This window comes from Serratia sp. SSNIH1, from assembly GCF_002935055.1.
Lineage (GTDB): Bacteria > Pseudomonadota > Gammaproteobacteria > Enterobacterales > Enterobacteriaceae > Serratia > Serratia nevei.
This window is the reverse complement of record NZ_CP026383.1, coordinates 5209030-5227485: the sequence shown is the minus strand read 5'-3', so window position 1 is coordinate 5227485 and position 18456 is coordinate 5209030. Positions and strand designations below refer to the sequence as shown.

The window sequence follows — 18456 nt, the reverse complement described above, 5'->3', positions numbered from 1 at the left end:
TTTTTCAGCATAATTTTTCCCATCGTTATAACAAAAAACGATAGATGCGCCGCGGGCAAAATTGGCGGTCATTTTTCATGGTAATGAATTAATTAAATAATAAATCATTATCATTAAAACAATAAAGTATAACTTATTGATATGGAGAGGCTCTTATCGTAAGCATTGTTGCACATTAACTATAGTGAACAATAAAAAAGAATATGAATTTCTCTCTAATTATATCGGATTAATACAAGAGGAATACGCTTGTCATCCCTAAGTAATATCGGGGAAATAAAATGGTCATTTATTCCCTTTCGCACATTTCGCCAAAAAAAATATCCTCTCCTATACTTCACAGCTCTACAAATTGAGGCACAGGGGGAACCTCTGGATTAACCATTTCATTCTTTCTTAGTTGGGGGGAAACCCAGCTTTTCTACGGTTTTTTATTCTGACTTGAACTGTCGGACGGCCAGGCTTTGCCTAAATCCGGACGGTCCCTTTCATTAACGTAATGAAAACGTGCTAGAGAATATTATGAACAAACAAACTGATGTGAAGAGTGGGGAATTCCGTACGGATGCTCAGGCCGCGGCGGAGAAAGTCGAACTGCATGAAATGACTATCGCCCAGCGTGAACTCTGGCTGGGGGAAAACATTTCCAAAGAGTTGTCGTTCAATATCTGGGGCTATGGGCTGGTTGACGGGCCTCTCGACGTTAAGCTGCTGCGGCAAGCCATCGATGCTATCGTCGAAGAAACGCCGGCTCTGCAAGCGCATTTTGTGGAAAAAGACGGTGAGCTTTATCAATACCGCGCGCCACGCACACATGAGCCGCTGTTCACACTCGATCTCAGTAAGGAACCCGATCCCCTCCAGGCGGCCAGACGCTGGATGGTGGCGGATGCGGCGCTGCCGCGCCGTGCCACGGGAGAGGAACCTTTTAGTTTTCATGTGATTACGCTCGCTCCGCAGCGCTATGTCCTCTATCGGCGTTTCCACCATATGATCACCGACGGCCGCAGTGCCGAGGAAGTGATGCGACGCATCGCGGCTTACTATAACGCGCTGGCGTCCGGCGGCGTCATCCCTGAATTCGCCAACTGCAATTTCTCTCTGCTTTATGAAAACGACATCAAATACCGCGATTCCTCACGCTTTTCTTCCGATCAGGCTTTTTGGCGGGAATATACTGCCGCTGCGCCGCAGAGTTTGTCGCGTAGAGCCATATTGACTCCGGACGCCGCGATGAACCGCAACACGCAGCTGCTGGAAAAAGAGGCATTGGATCAGCTGCAGCAACAAGCTGACAATATCGGTGTACACCGCGCACATATATTGGCCGCCGCCGTAGCATTATGTTTCTACAGCCTGACCGGCAGTGAATATCTTAATTTCAGCATGCCGGTGACCGGGACGAGAGAACGAAACAGTATTGGTATGACCTCTAACGTTGTCCCTTTGATTATCAAGGTCGAACCCCAGCTGAGCCTGGCCGAATTTATCCAAAAGGTTGCGGCCGAAATAGCAAAAGTGGTTCGCCATCAATTATATCGTGGGGAGGACATTCGGCGTGACAATGGCGCGACGGATTCCGCCTGGTTTGGCCCTTCAATTAACATTGTTTCTTTCGACCACGGCGATCCTTTCTGGGGATGCCGCACCCGTTGGTATTATGGCGGGAATATTCCGTCCGGCGATCTACAGATTATGCTGTATGAAGACCAGCAGGCGAATGAGCTGGACGTCACTTTTTCTGACGCCGCTTATGCAAATTCATTAGGCGATCTGGATGTTTTGCAGCGCCGTTTCCAGTTTATTTTACGGGCGCTGAACGCATCAACGGCGGGGACGATCGAGGCGTTGGATCGGCAAGTGGCGGCGCTGGCGGATGCCGAGGCCGGCGGCAGCTTTTACACCAATCGTCGGCAACCGCCTGCCGGCGGCATCATTCGTTGGGATCGCCCGGCTGAGGCGCTGCAGCGCCTGGTGAGCTCGCTGAGCCATGGCGCGGGATGCGCGGCGAAGATACTGCTGGCGGATCGCGTGTTGGGCGTGACGGCGCTGCAGGCGGTGAGCGATGAGCGACAGGCCCACCCCGGTACCCTGCTGCACGTCGAGGCCGACGGCTGGGTGATTGCCGCGAGCCCCGGCGTGGTGCACGTCGGGCCGTTCTTGCGCGCCGACGGCTCGACTCAGCCAGGCGATGCGCTGGCGCAGGCCTGCGGCCTGTCTGTCGGCTCGGTCTTGCCGACGATTAACGCTGCCGAAGCCTCGCTGTTAGGCGCGGCGTATGGCGCCAGCGCCGATAGCGCCGCGTTTTGGCAACCGCGCCTGACGCGTTATTATCCGGCGCCGTTCCCGCCGGGGCCTGGCCGCCAGGCGGATCTTCCCGCACGCTGGCAGGCGACGGCCTGGCAGCGCCTGGAAAAAATTGCCGGCGAGCAGGTGCTGGCGGCAGCAACCCTTTATCTGGCGCGTATGTGCAATGAAACCGATTTTCAGCTGGGGTGGATCAGCCCGGACGATCGGAATTGGGGTCGTTGGGCCCACCTGAGCGCGCGCGTGCTGCCGCTGCAGATCTCTGTTGATCACACCAGCAATTTCCAGCAGGCGTTGGCCGCGCTGGAACAGGAATATAGCCAGCTGCGCGCTCATGCCGATTATCATCCCGCGTTGCTGACGCGCGATGCGGACCTGCGAGCGCCTCAGACGTGGCCGACGGCGGTATCGATCGTCAGTCGGCGCTCGGCGCAGGGGTTGCAGCCTGAAGACGAGGGGGTTGCCGCCATCATGGCTTCCGGTTCGCGCGCGGTATTGCAAATCTGCAAGGCTGACGGCGCTTTCCGTTGGGTCTACGACGCCGCCTCCGTGGCTGACGAACAGATGTTGCGTGCGACGCAACATCTGCTGATGCTGCTCAACGACGCGGTGAGGGCGGGTTCTCATCGTCGCACCGTCGGCGAACTCAGTCTGGTTTCCGAGGAAGAACGTGCGCAGTTGCTGCAGGGCCTCAACCACACCGTCGCTTCACACACGCCGGCGGCTTGTCTGCACCGGTTGTTCGAAGCACAGGTCAGACGGACGCCGGAGGCGATCGCGGTGACGTATGGCGATGACAGCCTGACCTACGCGGAATTGAATACCCAGGCGAACCGTTGGGCCCATCGGCTGGTACAGCTTGGCGTGCAGCCGGACAGCCTGGTGGCGCTGTGCGCCGGGCGCGGGCTGCCGATGCTGGTCGGGCTGCTGGGGATCCTCAAAGCCGGCGGCGCCTATGTGCCGCTGGATCCCGCCTATAGCGGCGAGCGGCTACAGTACATCCTGGCGGACTCGGCGCCGGTGCTGCTGTTGGCGGATGAGCTTGGCCGACAAGCGCTGGGTGACTGCGAGGTGCCGCTGCTGGCGCTGGAACAGCCACTGACGGGGGAAGGCGACGATCTGCAGGATGTCGGGGTGCGCCCGGTGCACCTGGCGTATGTGATTTATACCTCCGGCTCGACCGGCAAACCCAAAGGGGTGATGGTGGAGCACCGGCAGGTCGCGCGGTTGTTCAGCGCGACGAACGCCTGGTTCAACTTCAGCGCCGCCGACAGGTGGTGCCTGTTCCACTCATTCGCCTTCGACTTCTCCGTCTGGGAGATCTGGGGCGCCTGGCTGTATGGCGGCCAGCTGTTCATCGTACCGCAGGCGATCGCCCGCTCGGCGCCGGATTTTTATCATTTCGTCTGCCGCAGCGGCATCACGGTATTGAACCAGACGCCGAGTGCTTTCAAAGCCTTTATCCAGGCTCAGGCGCACAGCGAAGCGCGCCAGCAGCTACGCGAGATCGTGTTCGGTGGCGAAATGCTGAAGCCTTCCGATCTTGCGCCGTGGTTTGCTCGTCCAGAGAACCGGCAGACACGATTGATCAACATGTACGGTATCACCGAGACCACGGTGCATGTGACTTATCGGCCGCTGTCGGCGCAGGATACGGCGATCACCACCAGTCCGATCGGCAGCCGCATCCCGGATTTGCGCTTGTATCTGCTGGGCGCCGACGGCGAACCGGTGCCGATGGGGGCGATCGGCGAACTTTACGTCGGCGGCGAAGGGGTGGCGCGGGGTTACCTGAACCGGCCCGAATTGACGGCGGAACGTTTTCTCGATGATCCTTTCAACCGGGCGCCGGGTGCGCGCATGTATCGTACCGGCGATCTGGCGCGCTATCTGCCGGGGGGCGATATCGAATACCTGGGGCGCAATGACCAGCAGGTAAAAATCCGCGGTTTCCGCATCGAATGCGGCGAGGTGGAGGCACAGCTGAGTACCGATCCGCGCGTGCGCAGTGCAGCCGTGGACGCGATTGACGATGGCGATGGGGGCAAGCGACTGGTGGCGTGGGTGGTTCCGGCACCGGAAGCCGAACGCGCTACGCTGGCGACCGGGCTGCGTCAGCATCTGCAGGCGCGGCTGCCGGATTATATGGTGCCGGTGGCTTACGTTTGGCTGGAGGCGTTGCCGCTGACCGGCAACGGCAAATTGGACAAGCGGGCTCTGCCGGTGCCGCAGGTCGACGCCTACGTGCGTGAAGCCTATGCGCCGCCGCAGGGCGAGGCGGAAAACCTGCTGGCGGCTATCTGGCGCGAGCTGCTGGGCGTAGAGCGCGTCGGTCGCTATGACCACTTCTTCGAACTGGGCGGGCATTCGCTGATGGCGGTGCGCCTGGCTAACCGCGTGCAACAGGCCGGATGGCAGTTACCGTTGCAGGCGCTGTTCGCCAGCCCGGTACTGCACGTGCTGGCGCAGGCGCTGGAAGTTGCGCCGGCTCAGGAACCGCTGCCGATACTGCCGGTGGCGCGCGACGGCGAATTGCCCCTGTCGTTCGCCCAGCAACGCCTGTGGTTCCTGACCCAGTTGGAGGGGATGAGCGAAACCTACCATATCCCCCTGGCGCTGCGGCTGCACGGCCGGTTGGACCGGCAGGCGCTGCAACATAGTCTGGATGCGCTCTATGCGCGTCACGAATCGCTGCGTAGCCGGTTCATTACCCGGGAAGATCGGCCACAGGTGCAGATTTTGCCGGCAAACGGGCTGCCGCTTGCGTTCCACGATCTGCGACGTCACCCCGCGCAAGCCGACACGCTGTGCCGTCAGGCGGCCACTCAACCGTTCGATTTGACGCAGGGGCCGCTGGTGCGCGCCGCGCTGATCCGCCTGGCGGATGAGGAGCACCTGTTCCTGCTCACCTGTCATCACATCGTCTCCGACGGTTGGTCGACCGGCATTCTGCTGCGTGAACTGGGGGCGTTGTACGGCGCTTTCCGTCGCGGCGATGCCGATCCGCTGCCGCTGCCGACGCTGCAATACCCGGATTACGCCGCCTGGCAGCGTCGCTACCTGACGCCGGAGCGGTTGGCGGCGCAGGCGCAATACTGGCGTGAAACGCTGAGCGATGCGCCGGCGCTGCTGACGCTGCCGACCGACCGGCCGCGTCCGACGGTGCAGTCTTTCAGCGGCGGAGAGGTGCCGATCGCGATCGACGCCGAGCTGACGCAGGCGCTGCGGCAGTTCAGCCGGCAGCATGGCGGCACGCTGTTCATGACGGTGCTGGCGGCCTGGAGCCTGGTGCTGGCGCGCATGGCCGGGCAGCAGGAGCTGGTGATCGGTACGCCGGAGGCCAACCGTGGCCGGCTGGAAACCGAATCGCTGGTCGGCTTCTTCGTCAGCACGCTGGCGCTGCGCATCGATCTTCGCGACGATCCGGATCTGCCGACGCTGCTCGAACGGGTTCGTCACACGGTGCTGGCGGCGCAGGAAAATCGCGATCTGCCGTTCGAGCAGGTGGTGGAGCTGGTCAACCCGCCGCGCCATCTGGGCTATACCCCGCTGTTCCAGGTGATGCTGGCCTGGCAGGACGGCTCGGTGCGCGATATTCCGCTGCCTGGGCTGCAGGCCGAATTGGCCGGGCTGGAATACAGCGCGGCGAAGTTTGATCTGACGCTCGATCTGGCCGATACCGGCGAAGGCATCAGCGGCACGCTGAATTTCGCCACCGCGCTGTTCGATCGCGCCACCGCCGAACGCTACGGCGTTTACCTGGTACAGGCGCTGCGGGCGATGACGTTGAATAGCCCACGGTCAGTATCCCATATCGATTTGTTGCCGCTCGCCGAACGGGAACATCTGCTGCATGGCTGGAACCGCACCGAGCGCGACTACCCGCTGGATCAGACCCTGGCGGCGCTGTTCGAGCAGCAGGTGCGCCGCACGCCGGACGCCACCGCGCTGGTGAGCGGAGCGGAAAGCCTGAGCTACGCCCAGCTGAACGCCCGTGCCAACCGGCTGGCGCACGCGCTGATAGCGCGCGGCGTCGGCCCGGACAGCCGGGTGGCGGTGTGCGCCGAACGCGGCCTGCACATGGTGACGGCGCTGTTCGGTATCCTCAAGGCCGGCGGCGCCTATGTGCCGCTCGATCCGGCCTATCCGGGCGAACGCCTGCAGTACATCCTGCAGGATGCCGACCCGGTGCTGCTGCTGGCGGACGCCGCCGGCCGCGCGGCGCTGGGCGAGCCTGCGACGCCGCAGCTGGCGCTGGAGGCGGCGTTGCCGGATACGCTGAGCGCCGAGAACCCGGAACGGCGCGCGCAGGCGTCGCACCTGGCGTACGTGATTTACACCTCGGGCTCGACCGGTAAACCGAAGGGCGCGATGAACGAACACCGCGGGGTGGTCAACCGGCTGGTGTGGATGCAGGAGGCCTACGGCCTGACGGCGGCGGACACGGTGCTGCAAAAAACGCCGTTCGGCTTCGACGTCTCGGTGTGGGAGTTCTTCTGGCCGCTGATGGTCGGCGCGCGCCTGGTGATGGCGAAGCCGGAAGGGCACAAGGATCCGGACTACCTGAGCCGCGCGATCGAACAGTACGGCGTTACCACGCTGCACTTCGTGCCGTCGATGCTGCAAAGCTTCCTGGCGGACGGGCAGGCGGCGTCGCGCTGCGGCCAGGTGGTGCGGGTGATGTGCAGCGGGGAAGCGCTGCCGGCGGCGCTGGTGGCGGAGTTTTACCGCCGGCTGCCGCAGGCGGAGTTGCATAACCTGTATGGGCCGACGGAGGCGGCGGTGGACGTTACCGCCTGGCACTGTTCGCGGGAGGCGGACCGGGTGTCGGTGCCGATCGGGCGGCCGATCGCCAACACGCGTATCTATCTGCTGGACGATCACGGGCAGCCGGTGCCGCTGGGTGCGGTGGGCGAGCTGTATATCGGCGGGGTGCAGGTGGCGCGGGGCTACCTGAACCGGCCTGAACTGACGGCGGAGCGCTTCTTGAGCGATCCGTTCGCGCCGGGCGGGCGGATGTACCGCACCGGCGACGTGGCGCGTTATCTGGCGAACGGCGACATCGAGTACCTGGGGCGCAATGACCAGCAGGTGAAAATCCGCGGCTTCCGCATCGAATGCGGGGAGATAGAGGCGGTGCTGGCGACGCACCCGGCGGTGCGCGAAGCGGTGGTGGATGCGCGGGCGGTGGGCGACGACAAACGGCTGGTGGCGTGGGTGGTGCCGGCCGCAGACGTGGCGGAAGAGACGCTGGCGGGCGCGCTGCGGCAGCATGTGAGCGCGGCGCTGCCGGACTATATGGTGCCGTCGGCCTGGGTGGTGGTGGCGGCGTTGCCGCTGTCGCCGAACGGCAAGCTGGATCGGCGGGCGTTGCCGGAGCCGCAGGGGGCGCAGAGCCAGGCGGCGTACGAAGCGCCGCAGGGTGAACACGAAACGCTGCTGGCGGGGATCTGGCGCGAGCTGCTGAACGTGGAGCAGGTGGGCCGCCACGATAACTTCTTCGAATTGGGCGGCCACTCGCTGCTGGCGGTGAAGTTGATGGCTCAGCTGCGGCGCGCCGGTTGGGGAACGAACGTGCAGACGCTGTTCTCAACGCCGACGCTGTCGGCGCTGGCGCAGGCGATGAGCGCGCAAGGTGAGGTCGACATACCGGAAAACCGGATTTTACCGGGCGGGGCCTCCATTACGCCGGAGATGTTGCCGCTGGCGACGCTGAGCCAGCCGGAAATCGACGCGGTGGTGGCGCAGGTGCCGGGCGGCGTGGCCAACGTACAGGACATCTACGCCTTGTCGCCGCTGCAGGAGGGGATTTTGTTCCACCATCTGCTGGCGGAACGGGGCGACCCGTACCAGCTGTCCGCGGTGCTGCGTTTCGACAGCCGTGCGCGCCTGGACGCCTGGCTGGCGGCGATGCAGCAGGTGATCGATCGCCATGACATTCTGCGCACCGCGTTCATCACGCAGGGCATGTCCTCGCCGGTACAGGTGGTGTGGCGCAAGGCTGAGCTGGCGCTGAGCGAGCGGCGTTTCGATCCGGCTGACGGCCCGATTTGGCAACAGCTGGCGGCCAGCTTTGATCCGTTGCAGCAGCGGCAGGATCTGACCCGCGCGCCGCTGCTCAACTTTACCGTCACGCAGGAGGAGGACGGCAGCTGGTGCGCCTTGCAGCAGTGGCATCATCTGATTGGCGATCACTCCACGCTGGCCTTCATGGAGCAAGAGATCGGCGAGATCCTCGCCGGCCGTGGGGCACAGCTGGGCGTCGCCCAGCCGTTCCGCAATGCGGTGGCGCAGGCGCGCCTGGCTCTCAGCGAGGCGGAGCACGAAAGCTTCTTCCGCGACATGTTGGCGGATATCCGCGAGCCGGTGCTGCCGTTCGGCCTGAGCGACGTGCACGGCGAAGGGCGGCAAATCGCCTGCCGCTACCAGGCGCTCTCTTCGGCGCTGAACCTGCGGTTGCGGCGACAGGCGCGGCGGCTGGGCGTCAGCCTGGCCAGTCTGTGCCACCTGGCCTGGGCGCAGGTGCTGGCGAGCGTCAGCGGGCGAGACGCGGTCGTGTTCGGCACCGTATTGCTGGGTCGCCTGCAGGGCGGCGAAGGCGCGGAACGGGCATTGGGGTTGTTTATCAACACGTTGCCGTTGCGTCTGGACATCGATCGGCGAGGCGTGGAGACGGCGGCAAGAGAGGCACACGTGCGGCTGAGCGGGCTGCTGGCGCATGAACATGCGCCGCTGGCATTGGCGCAGCGCTGCAGCGGCGTCAGCCCTGGGGCGCCGCTGTTCAGCGCCTTGCTCAACTATCGCCACAACAACGGTGAAGCAGTGGCGTTGCCGGAAGGTGTCAGCCTGCTGAGCGCCGAAGAGCGCACCAACTATCCGTTCGTGTTATCGGTGGAGGACGGCGGCGATTCGCTGGGCGTGACGGCGCAGGTGACCGAGACGGTCGATGCCCAGCGGGTGTGTGACTATATGGTGCAGGCGCTGAGCTCCCTGGCGCAAGCGCTGGAGCAGGCGCCGGAGACGCCGGTGTGTTCACTGGCGGTGGTGCCGGAGGCGGAACGCGAACTGCTGCTGCATGGCTGGAACCGCACCGAGCGTGACTACCCGCTGGATCAGACGCTGGCGGCGCTGTTCGAGCAGCAGGTGCGCCGCACGCCGGACGCCACCGCGCTGGTGAGCGGAGCGGAAAGCCTGAGCTACGCCCAGCTGAACGCCCGTGCCAACCGGCTGGCGCACGCGCTGATAGCGCGCGGCGTCGGCCCGGACAGCCGGGTGGCGGTGTGCGCCGAACGCGGCCTGCACATGGTGACGGCGCTGTTCGGTATCCTCAAGGCCGGCGGCGCCTATGTGCCGCTCGATCCGGCCTATCCGGGCGAACGCCTGCAGTACATCCTGCAGGATGCCGACCCGGTGCTGCTGCTGGCGGACGCCGCCGGCCGCGCGGCGCTGGGCGAGCCTGCGACGCCGCAGCTGGCGCTGGAGGCGGCGTTGCCGGATACGCTGAGCACCGAGAACCCGGAACGGCGCGCGCAGGCGTCGCACCTGGCGTACGTGATTTACACCTCGGGCTCGACCGGTAAACCGAAGGGCGCGATGAACGAACACCGCGGAGTGGTCAACCGGCTGGTGTGGATGCAGGAGGCCTACGGCCTGACGGCGGCGGACACGGTGCTGCAAAAAACGCCGTTCGGCTTCGACGTCTCGGTGTGGGAGTTCTTCTGGCCGCTGATGGTCGGCGCGCGCCTGGTGATGGCGAAGCCGGAAGGGCACAAGGATCCGGACTACCTGAGCCGCGCGATCGAACAGTACGGCGTTACCACGCTGCACTTCGTGCCGTCGATGCTGCAAAGCTTCCTGGCGGACGGGCAGGCGGCGTCGCGCTGCGGCCAGGTGGTGCGGGTGATGTGCAGCGGGGAAGCGCTGTCGGCGGCGCTGGTGGCGGAGTTTTACCGCCGGCTGCCGCAGGCGGAGTTGCATAACCTGTATGGGCCGACGGAGGCGGCGGTGGACGTTACCGCCTGGCACTGTTCGCGGGAGGCGGACCGGGTGTCGGTGCCGATCGGGCGGCCGATCGCCAACACGCGTATCTATCTGCTGGACGATCACGGGCAGCCGGTGCCGCTGGGGGCGGTGGGCGAGCTGTATATCGGCGGGGTGCAGGTGGCGCGGGGCTACCTGAACCGGCCTGAACTGACGGCGGAGCGCTTCTTGAGCGATCCGTTCGCGCCGGGCGGGCGGATGTACCGCACCGGCGACGTGGCGCGTTATCTGGCGAACGGCGACATCGAGTACCTGGGGCGCAATGATCAGCAGGTGAAAATCCGCGGCTTCCGCATCGAATGCGGGGAGATAGAGGCGGTGCTGGCGACGCACCCGGCGGTGCGCGAAGCGGTGGTGGATGCGCGGGCGGTGGGCGACGACAAACGGCTGGTGGCGTGGGTGGTGCCGGCCGCAGACGTGGCGGAAGAGACGCTGGCGGGCGCGCTGCGGCAGCATGTGAGCGCGGCGCTGCCGGACTATATGGTGCCGTCGGCCTGGGTGGTGGTGGCGGCGTTGCCGCTGTCGCCGAATGGCAAGCTGGATCGGCGGGCGTTGCCGGAGCCGCAGGGGACGCAGAGCCAGGCGGCGTATGAAGCGCCGCAGGGTGAACACGAAACGCTGCTGGCGGGGATCTGGCGCGAGCTGCTGAACGTGGAGCAGGTAGGTCGCCACGATAACTTCTTTGAACTGGGGGGCCACTCGCTGCTGGCGGTGCGTCTGACCAACCGTCTGCAGCAGGTGGAATGGCAGCTGCCGTTGCAGACCCTGTTCGCCAACCTGACGCTGTTGGCGTTGGCGCAGCAACTGCGGAGAACCGATGAGGCGTTGCCGCCGATCGAGGCTATGCCACGCGGCGCCGCGTTGCCGCTGTCGTTTGCTCAGCAACGTTTGTGGTTCCTGACGCAGTTGGAAGGCCTGAGTGAAACTTACCATATTCCCCTGGCGCTGAACCTGCGCGGCGAGCTGGATCTGCCCGCCTGGCGGCAGAGCCTGGATGCGCTCTATGTCCGCCACGAAGCGTTGCGCAGCCGGTTTGTCACCGTCGAGGGGCAGCCGCAGGCGCACATTCTGCCGGCAGACGCGCTGCCGTTGACGGTTCACGATCTGCGTGGGCAGCAGGATGCTCAGAGCCAGGCGCGGCAACTCGCGCAGCGCCTGACGGAGGCGCCTTTTGATTTGACGCAGGGGCCGCTGGTGCGCGCCGCGCTGATCCGCCTGGCGGATGAGGAGCACCTGTTCCTGCTCATCTGTCATCACATCATTTCCGACGGTTGGTCGACCGGCATTCTGCTGCGTGAACTGGGGGCGTTGTACGGCGCTTTCCGTCGCCGCGATGCCGATCCGCTGCCGCCGCTGACGCTGCAATACCCGGATTACGCCGCCTGGCAGCGTCGCTATCTGACGCCGGAGCGGCTGGCGACGCAGGCGCAATACTGGCGCGAAACGCTGAGCGATGCGCCGGCGCTGCTGACGCTGCCGACCGACCGGCCGCGTCCGACGGTGCAGTCTTTCAGCGGCGGGGAGGTGCCGATCGCGATCGACGCCGAGCTGACGCTGGCGCTGCGGCAGTTCAGCCGGCAGCATGGCGGTACGCTGTTCATGACGGTGCTGGCGGCCTGGAGCCTGGTGCTGGCGCGCATGGCCGGGCAGCAGGAGCTGGTGATCGGTACGCCGGAGGCCAACCGTGGCCGGCTGGAAACCGAATCGCTGGTCGGCTTCTTCGTCAGCACGCTGGCGCTGCGCATCGATCTTCGCGACGATCCGGATCTGCCGACGCTGATCGCGCGGATCCGCCACACGGTGCTGGCGGCGCAGGAAAATCGCGATCTGCCGTTCGAGCAGGTGGTGGAGCTGGTCAATCCGCCGCGCCACCTGGGTTATACCCCGCTGTTCCAGGTGATGCTGGCCTGGCAGGACGGCTCGGTGCGCGATATCTCGCTGCCTGGGCTGCAGGCCGAGAGTGCCGAGTTGGGCTATCAGATCGCCAAGTATGATTTGACGCTCGATCTGGCGGAGCGCGACGAGCAAATCAGCGGTACGCTGAACTTCGCCACCGCGCTGTTCGACCGCGCTACCGCCGAGCGTTACGGCGTTTACCTGGTGCAGGTGTTGCGGGCGATGGCGACAAATGCTACGCAGCCTGCGTCGCATCTCGATCTGCTGCCGGCTGCCGAGCGCGAACTGTTGTTGTACGGTTGGAACCGAACCGCGGAAGTTTATCCGGCGCAGAGCAGCGCCCATGTCCTGTTTGAACAGTGGGCGCAGCGCACGCCGGACGCCGTTGCGGTGGTGAACGATCGGGACAGCCTGAGCTACGCCCAATTGAACGCCCACGCCAACCAACTGGCGCACCAACTCATCGCACAGGGCGTGCGCCCAGGCGATCGCGTGGCCACGTCGCTTGAACGCAGCGTTTCTCTGGTCATCGCCCAGTTGGCGATCCTCAAGGCGGGGGCCGCTTATGTGCCGCTCGATCCGCACCTGCCCGTTGCGCGGCAGGCGTGGATCATCGGCGACAGCGGGGCGTCGTTGATCCTGTGCGATCGCGATCTCGACCGCGAGATAGCCGGCGAGATCGCATGCCTGCGTATCGATCGGCTGCGGCAGAATCCGACCCACGATCCGGCGGTGCCTCGCGCCGGCGACGCGCCGGCCTACATCATGTATACCTCGGGCTCGACCGGTACGCCTAAAGGCGTCATGGTGACGCATCAAGGCATCCTCCGGCTGGCGATCAACAATCGTTTTGCGTCGTTTGAACGCGGCGATCGCTTCGCTTTCGCCGCCAATCCGGCGTTTGACGCCAGCACGCTGGAAATGTGGGGAGCCCTGTTGAATGGCGCCAGTCTGGCGATCATTGCGCCGGAAGTGTTGACGGAAGCCGAGGCGTTGGCGACGGCGCTGGTGCGGCAAAGGATTAACGTCTTGTTCCTGACCACCTCGTTGTTTAACCAATATGTCCATAGCATCGCCGCGACGCTGGCGCAGTTGAAATATCTGCTGAGCGGCGGTGAAGCGGCGGATCCGCACGCCTTTGCCCGCTTGCTGAAAGAGGCTGGGCCGGTACGGCTGATCAACGGTTATGGGCCGACCGAGAGTACGGTGTTTGCCACGACGGCCACGATCGAGCGGGTGGATCCCTGGCAGCGTTTGCCTATCGGGCGGCCGATCGGCAATACCCGGATTTATCTGCTGGATGCGCATGGGCAACCGGTGCCGCTCGGCGCGACCGGCGAGATCTACATCGCCGGCCCCGGGGTGGCGCTGGGTTATCTCAACCGCGCAGAGTTAACGGCAGAGCGATTCCTGGCGGATCCGTTTAACCCAGGCGAGCGGATGTACCGCACCGGCGATCTGGCGCGCTATCTGCCGGACGGCAATATCGACTACCTGGGACGCAACGATCGGCAGGTGAAAATTCGCGGCTTCCGCATCGAATGCGGTGAGATCGAGGCGCGAGTGGCCGGTCACCCGGCGGTGCGCGAAGCGGTGGTGGATGTCCTCGGCGAAGCGGACAATAAGCGGCTGGTGGCCTGGGTGGTGCCGGAGGCTGACGCGGATCGCCAGGCGTTGGCGGTGACGCTGCGACAGTATCTGGCGGGGATGTTGCCGGAGTTTATGCTGCCGGCGGCCTGGGTGGCGCTGGATACGCTACCGCTGACGCCGAACGGCAAACTGGATCGGCGCGCGCTGCCTGAGCCGCAGGAGGACGCCTACGTGCGTGAGGTTTACGCCGAACCTGAAGGCGAACTGGAAACGCTGCTGGCGGGGATCTGGCGCGAGCTGCTGGGCCTTGAGCGGGTCGGGCGCCACGATAACTTCTTCGAATTGGGCGGCCATTCGCTGCTGGCGGTGAAGTTGATGGCGCAGCTGCGCCGTGTCGGGCTGAGCGCCGGGGTGCAAACGCTGTTCACCGCGCCGACGCTGTCAACGCTGGCGCAGACGTTGGTCACGCAGCAAGAAGTGAGCGTGCCGGCCAACGGCATCCTACCGGGCTGCGTAGCCATTACGCCGGAGATGTTGCCGCTGGCGACGCTGAGCCAGCCGGAGATCGACGCGGTGGTGGCGCAGGTGCCGGGCGGCGTGGCCAACGTACAGGACATCTACGCCTTGTCGCCGCTGCAGGAGGGGATTTTGTTCCACCATCTGCTGGCGGAACGGGGCGACCCGTACCAGCTGTCCGCGGTGCTGCGTTTCGACAGCCGTGCGCGCCTGGACGCCTGGCTGGCGGCGATGCAGCAGGTGATCGATCGCCATGACATTCTGCGCACCGCGTTCATCACGCAGGGCGTGTCCTCGCCGGTGCAGGTGGTGTGGCGCAAGGCCGAGTTGTCGCTGCGAGAACTGCGGCTCAATCCGGCGGAGGGCGAGATCGGTTCGCGGCTGACGGCGGTGTTTGATCCGCGCCGCGTGCGGCCTGATCTGACGCGCGCACCGTTGCTGAGCTTTGTTGCCGCACAGGGGGAAGAAGGCAGTTGGTGCGTGCTCCAGCAGTGGCATCACCTGATCGGCGACCACTCGACCCTGGCGGTGATGCAGGAGGAAATCAACCTGATCCTGGCCGGGCGCGGGGACGAACTGGCCAAGGCGCCGCCGTTCCGCAACGCGGTGGCGCAGGCAAGGCTCGGCGTCAGCAAGGCCGAACACGAACAGTTCTTCCGCACTATGCTGGCGGATATCGATGAGCCGTCGTTGCCGTTCGGCCTGAGCGACGTGCATGGCGAAGGGCGGGATATCTCGACGGCGCACCTGGCCTTACCGCATGCGCTCAACCAACAGCTGCGGCGGCAGGCGCGGCGGCTGGGCGTCAGCCTGGCCAGCCTGTGCCACCTGGCCTGGGCGCAGGTATTGGCGCGCGCTACCGGCCGCGATGAGGTGGTGTTCGGCACCGTATTGTTGGGTCGTATGCAGGCCGGAGACGGGGCGGAACGGGCGCTCGGATTGTTTATCAATACTCTGCCGCTACGGCTGGATGTCAACGAGGTCGGCGCGGAATCGGCAGTGTTGCAGGCGCACATCCGGCTGAGCGGGTTGCTGGCCCATGAGCATGCGCCGCTGGCGTTGGCGCAGCGCTGCAGCGGCGTCGCCGCGGGCACGCCGCTGTTCAGTGCCTTGCTGAACTACCGGCATAACAGCGGCGAGGACACCGCATTGCCGACCGGCGTGACGCTGCTCGATAGCCAGGAACGCACCAACTATCCGTTCGTGCTGTCGGTCGAGGACGGCGGTGATTCGCTGGGCCTGACGGCGCAGGTCAGGCAGCCGATTGAAGCGCAGCGCGTGTGCGGCTATATGGCGCAGGCGTTGAGCGCATTGGCGCAGGCATTGGAGCAGGCGCCTCAGACACCGGTCTGCGAACTGGAGGTCATGCCGGATGAAGAGTATGCGCTGCAGCTGTGCCGCTGGAATCATACGGCGGAAGCTTACCCGGCGGATACCTGCGTGCACGAACTGTTTGAACAGCAGGCGCGGCAGACGCCGCAGGCCATCGCTTTGATCCAGGATGCGCAACGGCTCAGCTACGCACAGTTGAATGCGCGCGCCAACCGGTTGGCGCATCGGCTGATTGAGCGCGGCGTACAACCGGGCGACCGGGTCGCGGTGCGGCTGGCGCGCAGCATCGAACTGGTCTGCGCCCAATTGGCGGTAATCAAGGCCGGGGCGGCGTATGTCCCCATCGATCCGCAACTGCCGGCCGCGCGCCAGGCTTGGATCGCCGATGACAGCGGCGCCTGCCTGATGCTGACGGACGCCGTCGGCGACGAAGGCATTCCGCAACTGACGGTCGAGGATCGCGACGCTGAAGGTCATGACGGTAACCCGGCGTTGCGCGTGTCGAGCGGCGCGACGGCCTACATCATGTATACCTCCGGCTCGACCGGGACGCCGAAAGGCGTCATGACGCCGCACCAGGGGATCACGCGTCTGGTGCGCAACAACCGCTACGCCACCTTTGACGCCGACGACCGCATCGCCTTTGCCGCCAACCCGGCGTTTGATGCCAGCACGATGGAGGTTTGGGCCGCTCTGTTGAATGGTGGTGCGCTGGTGGTGATCGCGCCGGAAGTGATGATGGAGGCCGAGCGTCTGGCCGCCGAACTGCAACGCCATCGCATCACCACGCTGTTCTTGACCACTGCGCTGTTCAATCAGTATGTGCACAGCATCAGCGGCGCACTGGCGCAGTTGAAATATCTGATTAGCGGAGGGGAGAAAGAGGATCCGGGCGCTTATGCGCGGCTGTTGCAAGAGCGGGGGCCGGTGCACCTGATCCATGCCTATGGGCCGACGGAGACCACCACCTTTGCGACAACGGCACGTATCGAGCGGGCTGAAGGGGAGGCGCGCTTGCCGATTGGGAAACCGATCGGCAATACCCGCGCTTACTTGCTGGACGCCCGCGGGCGCCCGGTGCCGATGGGGGCGGTGGGGGAATTGCACATCGGCGGCGTGGGGGTGGCGTTGGGCTACCTGAACCGACCGGAACTGACGGCACAGCGCTTCCTGAGCGATCCGTTCAATCCGGTCGGTGGCGGCCGCATGTATCGCACCGGCGATCTGGCGCGTTACTTGCCGGACGGCAGTCTTGAATACCAGGGGCGATGCGATCAGCAGATCAAGCTGCGCGGGTTCCGCATCGAACCGGGCGAGATTGAGGTGCAGCTGGCGGCGAGCCCGTGGGTGCGGGAAGCGGTGGTGCAGGTTTGTTCGACGGAACACCATCCGCGCCTGGTCGCCTGGATCGTACCGACGGCCGACGTTGACCGCAGCGCGTTGCAGGGACAGCTACGGGCTTATCTGAGCGAACGTTTGCCGGAGTACATGGTGCCGTCGGCTTATGTCTGGCTGGATGCGCTGCCGTTGACCGCCAACGGCAAGCTGGATCGGCGCGCCTTGCCGGAGCCGGAGCGCGCGGCAGTCGGCATTCGGGAGTATGCGGCGCCTCAGGGGGAGACCGAAACGACGCTGGCGCGGGTATGGTGTGAGCTGCTCGAGGTTGGCCAGATAGGGCGCCACGACAATTTCTTCGAGCTCGGTGGCCATTCGCTGCTGGCGGTACGTCTTTCCAGCCAGCTGCGTCAGCAAGGCATCACCTTGCCGGTACAGGCGATCTTCAACCATCCGATATTGGCCGAGCTGGCCGAGCGGATAGATCGTCGCACCGCCGAGGCTCCGCTGCGTAAAGCGGTGCCGGCTCGCAGCAGCGGCAGCCGGCCGCCGCTGTTCTTCGTTCCGACCGGCTTTGGCGACCACTCCTACGTGTTTGAATTGGCCAAGGAGATCGACGAGACCTTCCCGGTCTACGCCGTGCCGTGGCCGGCGGTGGAGGAGAAGCCGGCCACCATGTCCGATATGGCCGCCAGCGCCGTGGCGTTGATTCGCGAAGTGCAGCCGCAGGGACCATACCATCTGGCGGGGTACTCTTCCGGTGGGGTGTTGGCCTATGCCATCGCCGAGCAGCTGCAATCGGCCGGGGAAGCGGTCGCTTTCCTGGGGTTGATCGACACGTTGCGGCCGGTGGCGGCGATGCACAGCCCGGTCCAGCTGTTGCTGAACTGGGTGGAGTCAACGCAGGAAAGGCCGGATCCGCAGTTCTGTCAGCAGTTGGCTGAGCTGCCGTTGCCGGAGGCGATCGCGGCCGTGCAACGCGCCGGGATCAAGACTCAGCGTGAGGAAGTGGCCGACGAGGCGGCGCTCTGGCAGCAGCGGCACCACTACGCCAAACTGGTGGAAGCGACCCTGGTGCAGCCCGCATCGCTGAAAATCCATCTGTTCAAGGCGAAGCAGGAGCAGGTTTCCGTCAATTCGCAGAACGCACAGTTCCAGGCGTATTGGCAGAAGATCAAACAGGCGGGATATTGCCGCGAAGACGCTTCCGCGTTGGGGTGGGATAGGCTGCTGCCGCCGGCGACCGTCCGCGTCAGCCAGGTCAACGGCGATCATGTGTCGATGATGGAGCATCCGGTTCATCGGCGTGAGCTGGGGCAACACTTCAATCTGGCGTTGCGCGAGCTCGAACAGGCGTAAGCCGGCGGGATGTATCCGATGAGAAAGCCCTCGCAAGAGGGCTTTTTTTTGGTTCATCGCGCTTTAGCGTGAACCAATAGA

1 protein-coding gene is annotated in these 18456 nt (G+C 64.6%); it reads left to right on the top strand.

The annotated features are described in order from the left end of the window. Positions 1–522: 522 nt before the first annotated feature. Entirely contained in the window at positions 523–18375 is a 17853-nt protein-coding gene (locus C3F38_RS25120) for a non-ribosomal peptide synthetase (RefSeq protein WP_104456931.1), read from the top strand. Positions 18376–18456: the final 81 nt, after the last annotated feature.

Excerpts from the sequence above, each read along its gene's own strand:
- C3F38_RS25120 (WP_104456931.1), top strand. The coding sequence starts at position 523 with ATGAACAAACAAACTGATGTGAAGAGTGGGGAATTCCGTACGGATGCT.